At 59.4% G+C, this 17,805-nt stretch carries 12 protein-coding genes and 1 pseudogene; 7 read left to right on the forward strand and 6 right to left on the reverse strand.

Annotation, left to right across the window (positions count from 1 at the left end; translation table 11 throughout):
- Positions 1-61 precede the first annotated feature (61 nt).
- Positions 62-1,769: pseudogene (locus FFH90_RS09500) on the forward strand (DEAD/DEAH box helicase).
- A gap of 109 nt (positions 1,770-1,878) precedes the next feature.
- Here the strand turns inward: FFH90_RS09500 and FFH90_RS09505 are convergent.
- The gene (locus FFH90_RS09505; RefSeq protein ID WP_138867043.1) at positions 1,879-2,646 is read right to left on the reverse strand and encodes a class III extradiol ring-cleavage dioxygenase; all 768 of its coding nucleotides are present in this window, start codon (positions 2,644-2,646) and stop codon (positions 1,879-1,881) included.
- 103 nt (positions 2,647-2,749) lie between these two features.
- On the opposite strand from FFH90_RS09505, the gene FFH90_RS09510 reads away from it, so the two are divergent.
- Complete coding sequence (locus FFH90_RS09510) at positions 2,750-3,403, forward strand: thiopurine S-methyltransferase (RefSeq protein WP_138867044.1); 654 nt, start codon at positions 2,750-2,752, stop codon at positions 3,401-3,403.
- Positions 3,404-3,583: 180 nt separating this feature from the next.
- Here the strand turns inward: FFH90_RS09510 and htpX are convergent, their stop codons facing one another.
- Positions 3,584-4,471: a protease HtpX gene (gene htpX, locus FFH90_RS09515; protein WP_008075669.1), complete on the reverse strand. Its 888-nt coding sequence runs from the start codon at positions 4,469-4,471 to the stop codon at positions 3,584-3,586.
- 317 nt (positions 4,472-4,788) lie between these two features.
- A complete protein-coding gene (locus FFH90_RS09520) occupies positions 4,789-6,000 on the reverse strand; it encodes a pyridoxal phosphate-dependent aminotransferase (RefSeq protein ID WP_007940017.1) in 1,212 nt (403 codons plus the stop codon).
- 226 nt (positions 6,001-6,226) lie between these two features.
- On the opposite strand from FFH90_RS09520, the gene msrB reads away from it, so the two are divergent.
- The 3 genes from msrB (at position 6,227) to FFH90_RS09535 (ending at position 7,720) form a co-directional block, all read left to right on the forward strand.
- Positions 6,227-6,622, forward strand: coding sequence for a peptide-methionine (R)-S-oxide reductase MsrB (msrB, locus tag FFH90_RS09525; protein WP_007940018.1), 396 nt, complete (start codon positions 6,227-6,229; stop codon positions 6,620-6,622).
- Between the two features lie 154 nt (positions 6,623-6,776).
- Complete coding sequence (locus FFH90_RS09530; RefSeq protein ID WP_111455023.1) at positions 6,777-7,262, forward strand: glutathione peroxidase; 486 nt, start codon at positions 6,777-6,779, stop codon at positions 7,260-7,262.
- Positions 7,259-7,720 (forward strand): MarR family winged helix-turn-helix transcriptional regulator, encoded by a 462-nt coding sequence (locus FFH90_RS09535; RefSeq protein WP_007940020.1) that lies wholly within the window; start codon positions 7,259-7,261, stop codon positions 7,718-7,720. Before FFH90_RS09530 ends, FFH90_RS09535 begins: the two co-directional genes overlap by 4 nt.
- Here FFH90_RS09535 and FFH90_RS09540 read toward each other — a convergent pair.
- Entirely contained in the window at positions 7,704-10,025 is a 2,322-nt protein-coding gene (locus tag FFH90_RS09540) for a response regulator (RefSeq protein ID WP_111455021.1), read from the reverse strand. The genes FFH90_RS09535 and FFH90_RS09540 overlap by 17 nt on opposite strands.
- A gap of 166 nt (positions 10,026-10,191) precedes the next feature.
- Between FFH90_RS09540 and FFH90_RS09545 the strand changes: the two genes are divergently transcribed.
- Together FFH90_RS09545 and FFH90_RS09550 are read left to right on the forward strand one after the other, a co-directional pair.
- A complete protein-coding gene (locus FFH90_RS09545; protein WP_138867045.1) occupies positions 10,192-11,082 on the forward strand; it encodes an ATP-binding protein in 891 nt (296 codons plus the stop codon).
- Complete coding sequence (locus FFH90_RS09550; protein ID WP_111455020.1) at positions 11,079-11,561, forward strand: GAF domain-containing protein; 483 nt, start codon at positions 11,079-11,081, stop codon at positions 11,559-11,561. Before FFH90_RS09545 ends, FFH90_RS09550 begins: the two co-directional genes overlap by 4 nt.
- On the opposite strand, the gene FFH90_RS09555 is transcribed toward FFH90_RS09550, so the two are convergent.
- Complete coding sequence (locus tag FFH90_RS09555; RefSeq protein WP_111455018.1) at positions 11,562-14,507, reverse strand: HD domain-containing phosphohydrolase; 2,946 nt, start codon at positions 14,505-14,507, stop codon at positions 11,562-11,564.
- A 32-nt stretch (positions 14,508-14,539) separates the two neighbouring features.
- On the reverse strand, positions 14,540-17,800 hold the full coding sequence (locus FFH90_RS09560; protein WP_138867046.1) for a transporter substrate-binding domain-containing protein: 3,261 nt from the start codon (positions 17,798-17,800) through the stop codon (positions 14,540-14,542).
- Positions 17,801-17,805 lie beyond the last annotated feature (5 nt).

Genomic DNA, 17,805 nt, shown 5'->3' on the forward strand with positions numbered 1-17,805 from the left:
CCGCCGACAAAGCTGCCAGGGCGACTCTTGAGTCTCAACACGGCATGCGCAGCTTTGGAGCATGGGTCTTTGCGGATGCACTTAGAGGCAGACCCATGACCCAGGAAATCGGCGGCTTCGCCGCTCTTGAACTTCACCCTAATATTGTCGCTGCAGTAGTCGCTACCGGCTATGAAGAGCCTTCGGCCATTCAGCAGCAGTCGATCCCGATCATTCTCGCCGGTCACGATATGATTGGCCAGGCGCAAACCGGTACCGGTAAAACCGCTGCCTTTGCCCTGCCGATCCTGCACCGCATTGATCCGTCCAAGCGCGAGCCGCAAGCTCTGATCCTGGCCCCAACTCGTGAGTTGGCGCTACAAGTTGCAACCGCTTTCGAAACCTACGCCAAGCAAATGCCGGGCGTAACTGTTGTGGCTGTCTACGGCGGCGCGCCGATGGGCCCACAATTGAAAGCAATCCGTAATGGCGCACAGATTGTTGTCGCCACTCCGGGTCGTCTGTGCGACCACCTGCGTCGCGACGAAAAAGTCCTGGCTACCGTGAACCACCTGGTTCTCGACGAAGCGGACGAAATGCTCAAGCTGGGCTTCATGGACGACCTGGAAGTTATCTTCAAGGCCATGCCGGAAACCCGTCAGACCGTATTGTTCTCGGCCACCCTGCCGCAATCGATCCGTGCCATCGCCGAACGCCACCTGCGCGATCCGAAGCATGTGAAGATCCAGAGCAAGACTCAGACCGTTACCGCGATCGAACAGGCTCACCTGTTGGTTCACGCTGACCAGAAGACTTCTGCCGTTCTCAGCTTGCTGGAAGTGGAAGATTTCGACGCCCTGATCATGTTCGTGCGCACCAAGCAAGCGACCCTGGACCTGGCCAGTGCCCTGGAAGCCAAAGGCTACAAAGCCGCTGCGCTGAACGGTGACATTGCTCAGAACCAGCGTGAGCGCGTCATCGAATCCCTCAAGGATGGCCGTCTGGACATCGTTGTGGCGACCGACGTTGCCGCTCGTGGCCTGGACGTTCCGCGTATCACTCACGTGTTCAACGTTGATATGCCGTACGATCCGGAATCCTACGTTCACCGTATCGGCCGTACCGGCCGTGCCGGTCGCGAAGGTCGCGCGCTGCTGCTGGTCACTCCTCGTGAGCGCCGCATGCTGCAAGTGATCGAGCGTGTTACCGGTCAGAAAGTTGCCGAAGTTCGCCTGCCGGACGCTCAAGCTGTTCTCGATGCCCGCATCAAGAAACTGACCAACAGCCTGTCGCCGCTGGTAGGTGATGCCGAGTCGACTCACGGTGATCTGCTGGATCGTCTGACTGCCGACATCGGTTGCAGCCCGCGTGCCCTGGCCGCAGCTCTGCTGCGCAAGGCTACCAACGGTCAAGCGCTGACCCTGGCCGCGATCGAGAAAGAACGTCCGCTGGTGCCGAACAATGCACCGCGTGGCGATCGTCCAGAGCGTTCCGGTGATCGTCCGGACCGTGGTGACCGCGAGCGTCGTGCTCCGATCCCGCTGGCTGAAGGCCGTGCTCGTTGCCGTACCGCGCTGGGCGCGCGTGATGGTATCGCTGCCAAGAACCTGCTGGGCGCCATCCTCAACGAAGGTGGTCTGGCGCGTGAAGCCATCGGTCGCATTCAGGTGCGTGACAGCTTCAGCCTCGTCGAGCTGCCGGAAGATGGTCTGGAGCGTCTGCTGACCAAACTGAAGGACACTCGCGTTGCCGGTAAGCAGTTGAAGCTGCGTCGCTACCGCGAAGATTGATCTGCCCCCGGGCTGATTGATCGCACATAAAAAATCCCCGACTGGTTCGGGGATTTTTTTTGCCTGCTGTTTTGTGTCCGGCGTTTGAGCGGGGCCGGCGGTCGACTTATTAGTCGAAACGATAGATATCCATCCCCAGCGCCCCCATGGTGAACCCTTGGTGCACAATGCTGAACTCGCCCCCGGCCGCGCGGGCGAAGTACAGCGGTAACAGATGTTCGTCACTCGGGTGGTTGCGCACCGCGTTCGGTGCTTGCTGGCGATAGTCGTGTAGCGCGGCTTCATCGTTCGCTTCGAGTTTTTCGATCATCCAGTCGCGGAACGCCTTGGCCCAGGGTTCGACGCTTTCCGGGCCGGCGTGCCAGTCCAGTTCGCGCAGGTTGTGGGTGATGCTGCCAGAGCCGATCAACAGCACGCCGCGCTCACGCAGGCTGGCCAGGGCATGTCCGACGCTGGTTTGTAGCGCCGGGCCGCCACGGGTGGGCAGCGAGACCTGCACCACCGGGACATCGGCCTGCGGGTACATCAACGACAAGGGTACCCAAACGCCGTGGTCGAAGGGGCGCTTGGCGTCGATGCGCGCAGGCAGGCCATCGGTCTTCAGCAGCTCGACAACCTCTGTCGCCAGTTGCGGGCTGCCGGGTGCCGGGTACTGCACCTCGAACAAGGCCCGCGGAAAACCGCCGAAGTCGTGCCAGGTTTCGGGTTGGGGGTTGCCGCCGACCAGCAATTCGCTGCTTTCCCAGTGCGCGGAAACGATCACGATGGCTTTGGGCTTGGGCATTGTCGCGGCCAGATTCGCAAGGGCCGGCCCACTGGCGCCAGGTTCCAGGGCCAGCATGGGGGAGCCATGAGAGATATACAGGCTGGGGAACATAATTGAGCTCCGGAGAGTAAGATGGCAGCATCTTCAGTCAGATCATTGATCTAAATCTAATATAAGTTTTAGAGTCTTTTGATCGAATTTTTCGGGGTTAATTATGCAGCCGGAGTTTTGGCACAAACGGTGGGCGTCGAATCAGATCGGCTTTCATCTGCCGGAAGTAAATCCCTATCTGCAACGGTTCTGGCCGCAACTGGGCCTTGATGAAGGTTCTCGCGTACTGGTGCCGTTGTGTGGCAAGAGCCTGGACCTGTTGTGGCTGGCGCACTGCGGTCATGAGGTGCTGGGTATCGAGTTGTCGGAAAAGGCCATCGAGGACTTTTTCAATGAGCATCAACTGGACCCGGCAATCAGCGACCAGGGGCCTTTCAACGTCTATCGGGCCGGGTCGATCGAGCTGTGGTGCGGCGATTTCTTCGAGTTGACGGCAGGCGATGTTGCCGATTGCAGCGCACTGTACGACCGCGCGGCGCTGATCGCCTTGCCGCCAGCGATGCGTGAACAATACGCGGCTCATCTGATCCGGATTCTGCCGAAGGATTCTTTAGGGATTTTGATTACGCTGGATTACGACCAGAAGCAAATGGCCGGACCGCCATTTGCTGTGCTTGATGACGAAGTGCAACGGCTGCTGGGGGCTTCGTGGGAGCTGAAGATCCTGGAAGACCAGGATGTCCTGGGTGAGAGCTGGAAGTTTCTCGAGGCCGGTGTCACGCGGCTTGAGGAGCGTGTGTATCGGGTTTCCAGCTGATAAAAGCTGCTGGTTATGCTGGCCTCATCGCGGGTTTGCTCGCAATGAGGCCCTGAAGAGCACCACACCACTTCGCAGACAAAAAAAGGCCCGCATTCACTGCGGGCCTTTTCTTTTGGTGTGTCTAGTCCTGAAATAGGTTTACACCTGTTTCAGGACTAGACAGTGCTGCGGAACCTGTCAGCCCCGGCGACGCAGTGCGTCGATGCGTTCTTCCAGCGGCGGGTGGCTCATGAACATGCGGGCGAACCCTTGCTTGAGACCACCGTTGATGCCGAAGGCATTCAGGGTATCCGGCATGTGCACCGGCAGCCCTTGTTCGGCACGCAGGCGCTGCAGGGCACCGATCATTGCGCTGGTACCCGCCAGGCGTGCGCCGGCGTCGTCGGCGCGGAATTCGCGCTTGCGCGAGAACCACATGACGATGGCGCTGGCCAGGATGCCCAGGACCAGTTCAGCGAAGATGGTCGCCACGTAGTAGGCGATACCCTGGCCTTCTTCGTTCTTGAAGATCACCTTGTCGACAAAATTGCCGATGATCCGGGCGAAGAACATCACGAAGGTGTTCACCACGCCCTGGATCAGCGCCAGGGTGACCATGTCGCCATTGGCCACGTGACCGATTTCGTGGGCCAGAACGGCTTTCACTTCATCCGGCGAGAAACGCTCGAGCAAGCCCTGGCTGACCGCGACCAGTGCGTCGTTCTTGTTCCAGCCGGTGGCGAAGGCGTTGGCTTCATAGGCCGGGAAAATCCCGACTTCGGGCATCTTGATCCCGGCTTCGCGGGACAGTTGCTCGACGGTTTGCAGCAGCCATTGCTCATGCCGGGTGCGCGGCTGGCTGATGATCTGGGTGCTGGTGCTCATTTTCGCCATCCACTTGGAGATGAACAGCGAGAACAGGGAACCGGCGAAACCAAAGACCGCACAGAAAATCAGCAGCTGATTGAGGTTGAGATCAACCCCGTTGGCCGCCATGAACCCGTTGAAGCCGAAAAGGCTCAGGGTGATGCTGGCAATCAGCACGACCGCCAGGTTAGTGGCCAAAAACAGCAAAATGCGCATCATGGTTGTAGAAATCTCCTCGTGCTAAAGATGTAGCGTACTGCGGGGTATATAAGGTGCTGCACCGGGCTATTCAACCGGGTGACTATTTCAAACTGTGTCCTACGGCAACAGTCTAGCTGCTTGAAGGGCATTTCCGACGTCGACATGGGAAACGGTTGTCAGCCGATTAGCTTCACAGGCCCCCGCCGTTATTGGGCGTGGGCATGAAGCGTGTCGTCAGTCAGCGCTTGAAACAACGAGGCAGGGCAGGGCGCACAGAAGTGTTGCTGAATTAATCACCGTGCGACTTTTATCCGCGTCGCACGGTGACAGGCCATTTATTGGCGATAGGACTTGAGGAAGTTGCCGATCCGGCCAATGGCCTGATCCAGGTCGTCGACCCGTGGCAGGGTGACCACGCGGAAATGGTCTGGCCATGGCCAGTTGAAGGCCGTGCCTTGTACCACCAGCAGCTTTTCCGAGAGCAGCAGGTCGAGCACGAATTTCTCGTCGTTGTGGATCGGGCAGACTTTCGGATCGATCCGCGGGAACGCATACAGCGCACCCATCGGTTTGACGCAGCTCACGCCCGGAATGTCGTTGAGCAGTTCCCAGGTACGATTACGCTGTTCCAGCAGACGCCCTTGGGGCAATACCAGATCGTTGATGCTCTGATAACCACCGAGTGCGGTCTGGATTGCGTGCTGGCTCGGCACGTTGGCACACAGGCGCATATTAGCCAGCATGTCGATGCCTTCGATGTAGCTCTGGGCGTGGTGTTTCGGGCCGGAAATGGCGATCCAGCCGGAGCGGAAGCCGGCCACGCGATAGGACTTGGACAGGCCGTTGAAGGTCAGGCACAGCAGGTCCGGTGCCAGCGAGGCGGTGCAGATGTGCACGGCGTCGTCGTACAGGATCTTGTCGTAGATCTCGTCGGAGAACACCACCAGATTGTGCTGACGGGCCAGTTCCAGCATGCCCAGCAGGACTTCTTTCGAATACACCGCGCCGGTCGGGTTGTTCGGGTTGATGATCACCAGGGCCTTGGTGTTCGGGGTGATCTTGGCCTTGATGTCGGCCAGGTCCGGCCACCAGTTGGCCTGCTCGTCGCACAGGTAATGCACCGGGTTGCCGCCCGCCAGGCTCACTGCGGCGGTCCACAGCGGATAGTCGGGGGCCGGCACCAGCACTTCGTCGCCGTTGTTGAGCAGGGCCTGCATCGACATCACGATCAGCTCGGAAACGCCGTTGCCCAGGTAAATGTCTTCAATGCCGACGCCTTCCACCTGCTTTTGCTGGTAGTACTGCATCACGGCTTTACGGGCGCTGAACAGGCCTTTGGAGTCGCTGTAGCCCTGGGCGGTCGGCAGGTTGCGGATCACGTCCTGAAGAATTTCGTCCGGCGCTTCGAAACCAAAGGGCGCCGGGTTGCCGATGTTCAGCTTGAGGATGCGATGACCTTCCTCTTCCAGGCGTTTGGCGTGCTTGAGCACTGGGCCGCGAATGTCGTAGCAGACGTTGGCGAGCTTGTTCGATTTGCTGACCTGCATGGCGATGTGTTCCCGAAAATGAACGATCCAGGCGGCGTGTGAACGACCGTGCTGGGAATCCTGCGTATTCACACAGGCCTGACGCCTTGAGTGGCGGCACTCATAAATCCGTTTGAATGCGCGTGGTCTGGCTGCCAGACTGGCGTTTGACGAGGCGCAATCATACGTGCCGCCCGATCCGTGGAAAAGGTACAGATCGGGCTTTTTCAGCTGCTGAGGTGTATCAATGGAAAAGTTGGAAAAAACCCTGGAAGAATGGCGGGCCATGCTTGATCCGGAGCAGTACAACGTTTGCCGCCTCAAGGGCACCGAGCGACCGTTCTCCGGTAAATACAACGGCACCAAAACCGACGGCGTTTACCACTGCATCTGCTGCAACGCACCGCTGTTCGACTCCAAAACCAAGTTCGATTCCGGCTGCGGCTGGCCGAGCTTCTATGCGCCGATTGGCGACAGCGCGATGGTCGAGATCCGTGATATCAGCCATGGCATGATCCGTACCGAAGTGGTCTGCGCCAAATGCGATGCGCACCTTGGGCATGTGTTCCCGGACGGTCCGCCGCCAACCGGTTTGCGTTATTGCATCAACTCGGTGTGCCTGGACCTCGTTCCCCGCGAATAATCTGCTGATGTCGTGCGCTTGATTTGTATACGCAGGAGCAGCCTCCGGCAGCTCCTGCAATGATGTTCGCGTGCCGGGCATCTATTGATTTATTAAATTGCACACAATTCAATTGCTCGCTATGTTTGATCTTCCTTCACTCGGAGTTCGTGCCATGAGCGACAACCTGCTGAGCATCCCTTGCACCACCATCAAGGGGGAGCAAAAGACCCTGGCCGATTTCGCCGGTAAAGCGGTGCTGGTGGTCAACACCGCCAGCAAATGTGGTTTCACCCCGCAGTACAAAGGCCTCGAAGAGCTCTGGCAGAGCTACAAGGATCAAGGTTTGGTGGTACTCGGCTTTCCCTGCAATCAGTTCGGCCAGCAGGAGCCGGGCAACGAAGGGGCGATTTCCGAGTTCTGCGAGCTGAATTACGGGGTGAGTTTCCCGCTGTTCAAGAAGATCGAAGTCAACGGTACCGGCGCTCATCCGCTGTTCGTTCAGCTGAAAAAACGCGCGCCAGGTGTATTGGGTTCCCAGGGCATCAAATGGAACTTCACCAAGTTCCTGATCGGCAAGGACGGTCAGCTGGTCAAGCGCTTTGCTCCGGCAACCAAGCCGCAAGCGCTGCGCCGCGAGATCGAAGCTCTGCTCAAATGAACACGTTGTCAGTTGATTCGCTGAAACTCGACAGTCAGCTCTGCTTCAAGCTGTACGCCGCTTCTCGGGCGGTGATCCGTGCCTACAAGCCGATGCTCGATCAACTGGGCCTGACCTACCCGCAATACCTGGCGATGCTGGTGCTGTGGGAATGGCAGGAGGCGGCGCCGGAGCAGCCGACGGTCAAGGCGCTGGGCGAGCGCCTGGCGCTGGATTCCGGGACCCTGACGCCGCTGCTCAAGCGTCTTGAGCAACTGCAACTGGTGCAGCGCCAGCGTTCGGCGCGCGATGAGCGCGAGGTGCACTTGAGCCTGTCGTCCACCGGCAAGGCCTTGCGCGATCAGGTCGGGCCGCTCAAGGCCCGCCTGTTGTGCGATAGCGGTGTCGATCTGGATCGCCTGAATGAGCTGCGCGATGGTCTTGATCACCTGTTGGGGCAAATCAAATCGCTGTCGTAGTGGGTATCCACAAGTCGAGCAGGGCCGCCAGTTCTTCCCGGCGGAAGGGTTTGGCCAGGTAGTCGCTCATGCCCGCCGCACGGCAACGTTCGCGTTCTTCGGACATGGCGTTGGCGGTCAGGGCGACGATGGGCAGTTGTGGCCAGCGCCCGCTGCGACGGATCTGCCGGCTGGCTTCATAACCGTCCATCACCGGCATGTTGCAGTCCATCAGCACCAGGTCGAATTCGCTGTGTTCGAGCTGATCCAGGGCTTCGGCACCATGGGCCGCGACGCTCACCTCGCAGCCAAGTTTGCCGAGCATGCCCTTGGCCACCAACTGATTGACCGGGTTGTCCTCCACCAGCAGGATGCGCCCGCGTCGCTGGGGCGAGAGGACTTCGACCCGGGCACCGTTGATCGTGTTGAGTTCCGGCTGCAAGATCCGTCGCAATGTCTGGTACAGCGCATTGCGCGCCAACGGTCGCGCCTGTTGCTGCAAAGGTGCCAGGGCGCTGGCTTGCTCGCTGGGCAGGAAACTGCCGTAAGCGGTCACCAGCAGAATCGGCGCGGTAAAAGTCGGGCGCAGGCCAAACAGGCATTCGGGGCAGTCGGTGATCAACACGTCCGGTTTCAGGCCGATCAATCGGTCATCGATGGAACGTTGTTGATAGCCGAGCCCCCATTCGGGCAATAGATTCTGTAGCAGTTCCGCCAGTCCGCTGCTGGCAGCCGTGATCGCGACGATGTTGCCTTGCAGAGCTGCTGGCGGGATGGCGCGGGTGTGGCAGGGTAGCGGCAGGTCGGCGCAGAACTGACTGCCGAAGCCTGCTTCCGAGCTGATCGTCAGACGCCCCTGCATGGCTTCGCAGAGGTTGTAAGTCAGCGCCAGGCCCAGCCCGGTACCGCCGAATTGCCGGGTAATGCCGGCACCGGCCTGGGTAAAGGGCTGGAAGATTTTGACCTGTGCGTCCTGGGCAATGCCGATGCCAGTGTCGCAGACCTCGATTCGCACGCCGTCTTCGAACGTTGAAAGACGCACATCGACCCGCCCGAAGCGGGTGAACTTGAGGGCGTTGGACAACAGGTTGCTGACGATCTGCCGGACCCGGGTCGGATCACCGAGTACCAGCGCGGGAAATTGCGGGTCGATCAGGCACGTCAGCTCGACGCTCGGCGCAGCGTTCTGGGACAGCAGGTTGGCGGTGTCTTCGATCAGCGAGCCGAGGTCGAATGGAATGTGTTCGAGTTCCAGCTGGCCGGCATCGAATTTCGACAGGTCGAGAATATCGTTGAGCAGTTCCACCAGCACTTTGCCCGAGTCATGGGCGATGGACAGCTGTTGCTGCTGCTCGGCATTGAGCGGGCCGTCCAGCGAGAGCGCGATCATCCCCAGCAGACCGTTGAGAGGCGTGCGGATTTCATGGCTCATGTTGGCCAGGAACACCGAGCGCGCCTCGGCCATGTCCAGGGCGGTGCGGCGGGCGACTTCCAGTTCCTCGTTGGACTGGCTGAGCCGGGAGTTGATGGCCTTGAGTTCCGCCGTACGGGCCGAGACGATATTTTCCAGTTGCGAGAGGTAGTCGGTCAGACGGTTTTCGGCATTGCGCCGCTGCTGGATCTCGGTGGCAATGTTATCGAACTGTTGATTGGCGACCTTGACCAAGACGCCGATTTCATCGTTTTCATGCCCCGCCGGATACTCCAGCCAGGTTGGCTCCGCGCTGCGCGGATCACGACCACTGAGTTCTCGGATGACCCGTACCAGCGGTTTGGTCAGCATCACGTAAAACAGCGCCAGCAGAATGCCCGTAAGGATCAGGCTGCGCGCGAAGCCATTGAGCAGGGTCACTTCGGCCCGGCGCAGGAAACGACTGCCGAAAGTGTAGGTATCGACATCCAGGTGCAAGGTCCCGAGGGATTCGTCCGGCAAGTGGTCGAGGTAAAGACGGTCTTCAAACTGTCGGTTGGCGCCGAACAGGAAGTCGCTGAGCACCCGGTAATTGTTTTCCAGGCCCGGACGTTTGGCGCTGGCCAGCACGGTATTGTTGTTGTCGGTCAATTTCGCGCCGATGATCGCCGGGGAGCGCAGCAGGCCCAGGATCAGTTCCTGGGCGAGTTCGGCATCGATGTTGTAGGCGATGCGAGACGCGGGGTTATGGCTGATTTCCAGCAACGACAGGATTTCGCGGTTGATGGAGGCGTCTTCGCTGGCATAATCGATGCCTATTTGCACAAGGCTGAGCAGCGTGCCCAGAATGAAACCGACCAGCACCGTAAGCTTGGCTTGCTTGTACGACAGCCGCTGGCTGAACTTGATATCCATGGGGTGTTGAACCACTTCCGTTTCCCTTCGCTGCTCAAGCATAGTCGATCATCAATGGATACCGATGTTCTCGCAAAACACCTGTACGGGGTGTTGGCCGGGCATCGGATGCTGTGTTTCGTCGCTGTACCGCCATCATCACTGTGAACGTGCCCGAGGAGAAGACGTGGATTCCCGATTGAATGCTTTTCTTGAACGCGCCGATGCCGTTCTGGCCCGTATCGAACCGCTGCTGCCGGCGCCTCGTCAAACGGTCGACTGGACACATTGCCTGGCCGCACGCTGGCAACGCGAGGGTCGCAACGGTTTTCTGTTGCCGCTGCAAGTCAGCCTCGACATGCGCCTGTCCGACCTGATCGGCGTTGACCGGCAACTTGAGCAATTGGGCCGCAATACTCAACAGTTCCTCGACGGCATGCCTGCCAATCACGCCTTGCTCTGGGGCTCGCGGGGCACCGGTAAATCGTCGCTGGTGCGCGCCTTGTTGGCCGAACACGCCAAGAACGGCCTGCGGCTGATCGAGATCGAGCGCGATCACCTGGCGGACTTGCCGCGGGTGGTCGAGCAGATTGCCAAGCTGCCCCAACGGTTTGTGCTGTTCTGCGATGACCTGTCGTTCGAGTCGGGCGAGGGCGATTATCGCGTGCTCAAGAGCGTACTCGATGGCTCTCTCGAGCAGGCGCCAGATAACGTTCTGCTGTACGCCACCTCCAACCGTCGCCATCTGGTGCCGGAAAAGGAAAGCGATAACGAAAACTGGAAAAGGGTCGATGGCGAGCTCCATCCCAATGAGGCGGTGGAAGACAAGATCGCACTGTCGGACCGTTTTGGCCTGTGGCTGTCGTTCTATCCGTTTACTCAGGAACATTTCCTCAACGTCGTCGAGCACTGGATCGGCCAATTGGCCGACAAGGCCGGTCTCAAGTGGCTGCGTGACGAAGAGTTGGACATCCTCGCGGTGCGCTGGGCCACGGGCCGGGGTAATCGCAACGGACGTTGCGCGTATCAATTTGCCCGTTATTGGGTCGGGCTGAAGCTGTTGGAGCAAAAGGCATGATCGATTTACAAAAGAGCGGCCAGGGCCTTGAGGGCTACGGCATGCTATGGGCACAGCTGGAATCGTTGCTGGCGGACGAGCGTGATTTTATCGCCAACGCCGCGCAATTTTCCGCGTTTGTGTTCAACCAGCTCGATGACCTGAACTGGGCCGGTTTCTACCTTAATCGCAACGAAGAACTGGTGCTTGGCCCGTTTCAGGGGCAGATCGCCTGTGTACGGATTCCATTCGGTCGCGGCGTGTGCGGGGCTGCCGCTGCCACCTTGCAGACCCAGCGGGTCGAAGACGTACATGAATTCCCCGGCCACATCGCTTGTGACAGCGCATCGAACAGTGAACTCGTCGTGCCATTGGTCAAGGACGGTCGACTGATCGGCGTGCTGGACCTCGACAGCCCGAAGCTGGCGCGTTTTACCGCTGACGATCAGGCCGGAATCGAGCAGCTGGCGGCGATTTTCCTGCGTCTGACCGACTGCTGATCAGCCCTTCAAGCCGGCCTTGATTAGCAGGCTTGTCGGGTCAACGGTGTCTATCTGCTGTGGCTCAAGGAATTGGCTGGCGTACTGCAAGTAGATTTCGTCGTTGATGAACAGCCCGAACAATTCAGCGTCGATGTGGGCGTCACGGCACATGGTGGCCATGATGCCCAGCGCTTCGCTCAAGGACTTGGTTTTCTTGTAGGGGCGATCGGCGGCGGTCAGCGCTTCGAAAATATCGGCAATCGCCATCATCCGCGCCGGCAGGCTCATGTCTTCGCGCTTCAAGCGTTTGGGATAACCGGTGCCGTCCATTTTTTCGTGGTGGCCGCCGGCGATTTCCGCGACGTTATTGAGGTGACCGGGGAAGGGCAGGCGACTGAGCATCAGGATCGTCTGCACCATGTGGTGATTGATGATGTAACGCTCCTCGCGGGTCAGGGTGCCTCGGACGATGCTCAGGTTGTACAGTTCGCCCCGGTTGTACTTGTATCGCGGCACGTCGAGCTTGAATCCCCAGGGATTGTCGTCCGGGATCAGTTCGCTGTCGGCGCGCTCGAGCAGATGCTCGGGTTTATCCGCCAGCAGTGGCTCGCTGACCGGCAGGGTCGGCACCGGGGTCCGGGCCTGGCGCCGGTTCTCTTCCCACGAAACGCCAAGCCGATCATCCAGGGTTCGGGTCCAGGTACGTTGGGCGATGGTGTTCAACCGCTGCAGATCGGCCTCGGCCATGGCCTCGCTGCCCAGGTTGCAGCGCGCCACAAACGCGAAATCATCATCCAGCGCCGCCAGGCTCGCATTGCGCAATTGCGCCAGAGGCGACTCGTCACCCCCCAGGGCGATGGCCTGCCAATAATTGATCCAGGCATCACGCTTGAGGACTTCGAAACGGGTGCGGATTTCGTGGATGCGGTCGTACAGGGTCTCAAGTTTCGTGGCTTTGTCGACCACGTATTCAGGGGTGGTGACCTTGCCGCAATCATGCAGCCAGGCGGCGATGTGCAGCGCCTCCCATTCATCTTCGCTGGGCTGATAGCTACGGAAGGCCGGGTCCTGACTGGCAGCGGCCGCCTGTGCCAGCATCAGCGTCAGTACCGGTACTCGCTGGCAGTGCCCGCCGGTGTAGGGGCTCTTGGCGTCGATTGCGCCGGCCAGCAATTGAATGAATGAGTCCAGCAGCTGTTTTTGTCTGGCTTGCAGGCGCTGACTTTCGATACTCACGGCGGCCGCGCCAGACACCGCCTGGAGAAACGCGATGCGATCCGGGCGCAGTTTTTCCAGGTCGTCTTGTGTGCCGCTGTCGGCCAGCAGCAGGACCAGCAGCCCCACGGTTTCGTTATGACGATTGTGCAGCCGAATACCGACCAGATGAACCCGCGGGCACTCCAGCGCGAGCAAGACTTTCTGCAGATCCCCCGCCTGTTCGAAACCCAGGGAGGTGACGACATTGTCGGCGGTCGACAGTGTTTGCATCCACTGAGGGCTCTGAAAATCCTGGAGCACGTGTCCTTGAATGTCGAATGGCGGCAAGGCCTGTGAACTGCCGTTGATGACCAGCGCATGAGGTTCCACGCGATTTTCATCACCTTCACGCAGGTAGATCAGACCGGCCTGGGCCTGGCCGATCTGCACGGTTTCAAACAACACCCGTTGCAGCAAGGGGGCGAAACGGGTTTCGGCGCTCAGGCTTTCGGTGATCCGGAAAAAACTCGCCAGGGTGTCTTTCATGCGCGCCATCGACACGCTCAGTTGGTCGACTTCCAGCACCGGCGAGCGACGGCTGGCCGGAAAATTGAAATCGAAACTACGAATCGCATCGGCTTCCCGCACCAGGGCGCGCAGGGGGGTGACCAGGACTCTGGAGGTCAGCCAACCCATGGGCAGGCACAACAGTAGCGTTGCCAGGGTAATCAGCGCGCCTTGCCAGCGCATGCGGTAGGCATCGACGAGCAATTCGTCTTCCGGCACCAGCAGCGCCAGTTGCAGCCCCTGTGGGCCACCTTCCTGCATGCTGCTGCGCGCCGCGATCCATTGACGACCCGCGGCGTTCAGGCGATTGATCTCAGGCGGACTGGTGAGCAGGGCCGCGAGGCTGGGGCTCAGGTCGGCGGCTTTGATCAGCCGGGCTGTCTGGTCGTCGACGATCAGTTTGCTGCTGTCGGGGTAGGCGACGGCATTACCCTCGGCATCGAGCAGCACAATTTCGGTGCCGGGCGTCACCACATGTTTGGCCAGGGTCGCTGACAGTTCCGCCAGCGTAAGGTCGGCCCCCATCACCGCTTGCTCACCACTGCGCCGCGCCAGGGTTGTGCCGACATTGTGGGTGGAGAAAAACAGGTAGGGCTCGGTGGTGATCTGATCACGGTCGCTGCGGGCGCTGGAGAACCAGGCGCGGGTGCGTGGATCGTAGATTTCGTCGGGGTTGTCCAGACGGCTGACGAGGGCCAGGTTCTGATCGAAAAACAAGGATTGGGAGCGGACCTGACCGCCGCCTGGATGCTCGATGCTCCATACCTGATACGCCGCGGTGTCCGGTGCCTTGAGCTGCGTTTTCAGGGCGACGCTGCGCAGGGGGCGAACCATGAAAAAGTCGCCATTGCTGTAGCCCAGGTACAGAGAGGCCAGATCGGGGTTGTCCGTGAGTGATTGACTGAAGGGCTTGAGCAACGCCAGGCGTTGCTCAAGGTCGGCGGCCTGGGTTGCCGGATTGTCCGCCAGCAGGCTCAGCAGATGACGAATCGGCTCATAGGTGCGATGCAGGTCCAGACGGACATCCTGCTCGATGCGATTGAAGAGCTTTTCACTGCTGGAAAGAATGATCCGGGTGGTTTGCCGATAGTTGAAAATGCCCAGCACCACCCCGGTCAGCAACAGCAGGAACGTGAACATCACGCTGATATGGATGTGCAGGGGAAATCGGCGCTGGTCCGGGCGCAGTGGGCTGGGCATTGCAGATTTCTCCATGACGATGAACACACTGCTCAGCCTTCCAGCATAGTTAACGCTCCGTCATTCTGCTGTTTGTCGTGGCGTGCGAGCTGTTGTCGCAACGCGTGATCCAGTTCGAGCATGGCGCGCTCCATGGACTTGCTGCAATCGGCCACTTGATCGTGGTGGGGCCTGTTATGGCAGGCCTTTTCGAGCGCCTCGCAACTGTCGATCAGTCGGGAGGCCTGGACGATTCGCGCCGCTCCCTTGATTTTGTGGGCAATGTCGAGGAGTGACTGCCGGTCGTTTGACCGGGACAACGTCAGCAGCGTTTGCCGATCCAGGTGGTTGCTATTCAGCAGCTCGGTCAACAATCGCCGGTTCAGTGCCGGGTTGCCACCGGTTAACAGGTGCAGCCCCTCCAGACTGAACGCCGGGTCGCGGACCGTCGGTGCAATGCCTTCGATCCATTGGCTCAAGGCTGTCAGGCTGAGAGGTTTGAACAGGCAATCGTCCATCCCGGCTTGTTTGCAGCGTTGTCTTTCCTCCGGTTGCGCATTAGCGGTGAAACCCAGAACGGTACAGGCAGGGCGCTGCACGCGCTGTTCATGTTGGCGAATGGCACGAGCCATCTCATATCCATTCATGATCGGCATATTGCAATCGGCAATCACCAGGTCGAATGGCTGATCTTTCCACGCCTCCAATCCCGCCTCGCCATCTGCTGCAACCTTGAACCGATGCCCCAGAAACTCCAGTTGCTGGCACATGAGCAAGCGATTGGCCGGGTGATCATCGACCACCAGAACGTTCAAGGGGGCAGCGCTCTGGTGAATCTGTGGCTCGGCAATTTCCGGCATCTGTACAGGCGGCAGGGTTGCCAGATTCAGCGAAACCCGAACCTGAGTGCCGACCCCAGGCTGGCTGCTCAATTGCAGGTTGCCGCCCATCATTTCGCACAGATTGCGGCTGATCACCAGTCCCAGACCCGCACCGCCCCTGGGTAACTGGCTGGAGTTATTGGCCTGGACGAAAGGCTCGAACAGTCGCTGCTGATCCTGCTCGCTGATCCCGGCGCCACTGTCCTCAACCAGCAACTGCAGCTGCATGCGGTCGGGCTCGTCGGTCGGTTGCAACTCGAGGCTGATCCTGACCTGACCCTGTTGCGTAAACTTGATTGCATTGCTGACCAGGTTGGACAGCACCTGCTTGAAACGCATCGGGTCCAGCAGGACATCGGTCGCAGGTTTAGCAGGGTTGAATGCCAGGTGCAGTCCGAGATTCTTTTGCCGGGCCAGCCCGTCGAAGATCCTCACCACCGAGGCCACGGCTTCAGCCAGATTGACGCGTTCCGGGCTCAGGCTCAGACGTCCGGATTCGATGCGCGCAATGTCGAGAATGTCCCCGATCAGTTCCAACAGGTCTTTTGCCGAGTGATACGCGACGTCGATGGCCGGTCGATCCGGATGGCCAGGATCAATGCGTTTGAGTGTTAGCTCCAGCATGCCGATGATCGCGTTCATCGGCGTGCGGATCTCATGGCTCATGGTTGCCAGAAAGGTGCTTTTAGCCCGGTTGGCTTCATCGGCACGTTCTTTCGCCGCCTGCCGCTGTTTTATCTGGCGTCTCATATAGGCGTTCCAGGCAACGGAGATCAGCAGCAGTACGCCAGCACCGGTAACGATCTGATAGAACACTCTGTGATAGTTGCGCCAGGTACTTTGCGAGGCCGCCGAATAGCCACGCCAGCGGTTATTGATGATGCCCAGCTCTTCCGGTGCGATGCTCAACAGCGCCTTGTCGAGGATGGCATTCAGTTCTTTGGCGTCGCGCCCGGTCGCCAGGGAAAATGCCGCCTGCTGGGTACCGATGGTGGTGGTGATCTGAAGTGCCCGCTCGAAGATCCGCGATGAGATGAAGTAATTGGCGATCACCAATGAGTTCACCGCACCTTCTGCCTTGCCCTCGGCGAGCAACTCCACGGCACTGAATGTGTCTGGAGTTTCAACCAGATTGATCCGCGGAAACTCGCTGCGCAGGTAATCCACCAGTGGATTGCCCTGGGCAATGGCCAGGCGTTTGTCCTGCAGTTGGTTGAGGTTGGTCGGGCTGTCGGCCGCTTTGCGTGTCAGCAGGACAAAGGAGTTTTCCAGATACGGGCGGCTGAAGTTCAACATCGTTTCACGCTGTGCGCTGGGGAGCAGGGCGGCGATCAGGTCAGCCTGCTGGTTGGCGATCTGATCGACCATCTCGTCATCGCTTCGGCTGCGCTGGATCTCGAAGCGCAAACCGGTGCGCAATCTGATCAGTTCGAGCAGGTCAGCCGTGACACCCCGAAAGTTGCCGTCGCTGTCAAAAAACGTCAGCGGCGCAAATGCTTCATTAACTACCACCCGCACAACCGGATGTTGCGCCAGCCAGCGTTCTTCATGGTGGGTGAGTTGCAGTTTTTGATCGGTGAGAAGAATGTCGCTGCCGGCACTCCAGCGTTTGGCGATGTTTTCCCGTTCGCTGGTGGGGATGGCCTTGAGTACCGCGTTGATGATCCCGAGCAGGTCCGGGTTGTCCTTCTGTACGGCAAAGCTGAAACCATGGGCTTCGTGTTTACCGAAGTTGGCCATGCGGATGTTGTTCAGATACCCCTTGTTGATCATGTAATGAGTTGAAATGGTGTCACCGAGAAAAACGTCGGCCTGGTCGAAGGCAACCGCGTTGATTGCATTCTGGTAGGACGGGTAGGAGGTGATGATTGCCTTCGGATACAGCGCCCTGACTTCGTCCAGGGGCAGATAGTGATAGACCATGCTAAGCCGCAGGCCGGCAAGACCCTCGGTCAGTGATCGGGTTTCTCCTTCCCGTGTGACCAGCACGGGTTGATCCACGGCGTAAGGGATGGACAGCGCAATGTCGGCATTGTCGGCCTCGAACCCGTTGGCGGTGCCGAGCATGTCGACCTGACCCTTTTCCAGTGCCTCGATCGCAGCCCCTCGGGACGCGAAGCGCTGAACCTTGACGGGCAACCCCGTAACCTTGCCGAGGATGCCGGCGTAGTCGGCGGTGAAACCTTCGTAGTCGTGGCCGCTGAGGGTCAGGTCGAAAGGCGGATAATCCGGGCCTGATGTGCCCAGGATCAATTCACGTTTGTCTTTGACCCATTGTCGTTGTGAGGTATCCAGTCGGACTTCCATGTGCCCGGTCGTTGAGCGACTGAGCAGGGTGTAGTTTTCACTGGCTGTCTGCGCCGCGAGCACCGGGGTACTCATGCATAAAGCCGTGACCATGAGTCTTAGATAATCCTTCAAACGACTGGGCATCCTGT

Origin of the sequence: Pseudomonas sp. ATCC 43928 (assembly GCF_005938665.2) — a bacterium.
GTDB lineage: Bacteria > Pseudomonadota > Gammaproteobacteria > Pseudomonadales > Pseudomonadaceae > Aquipseudomonas.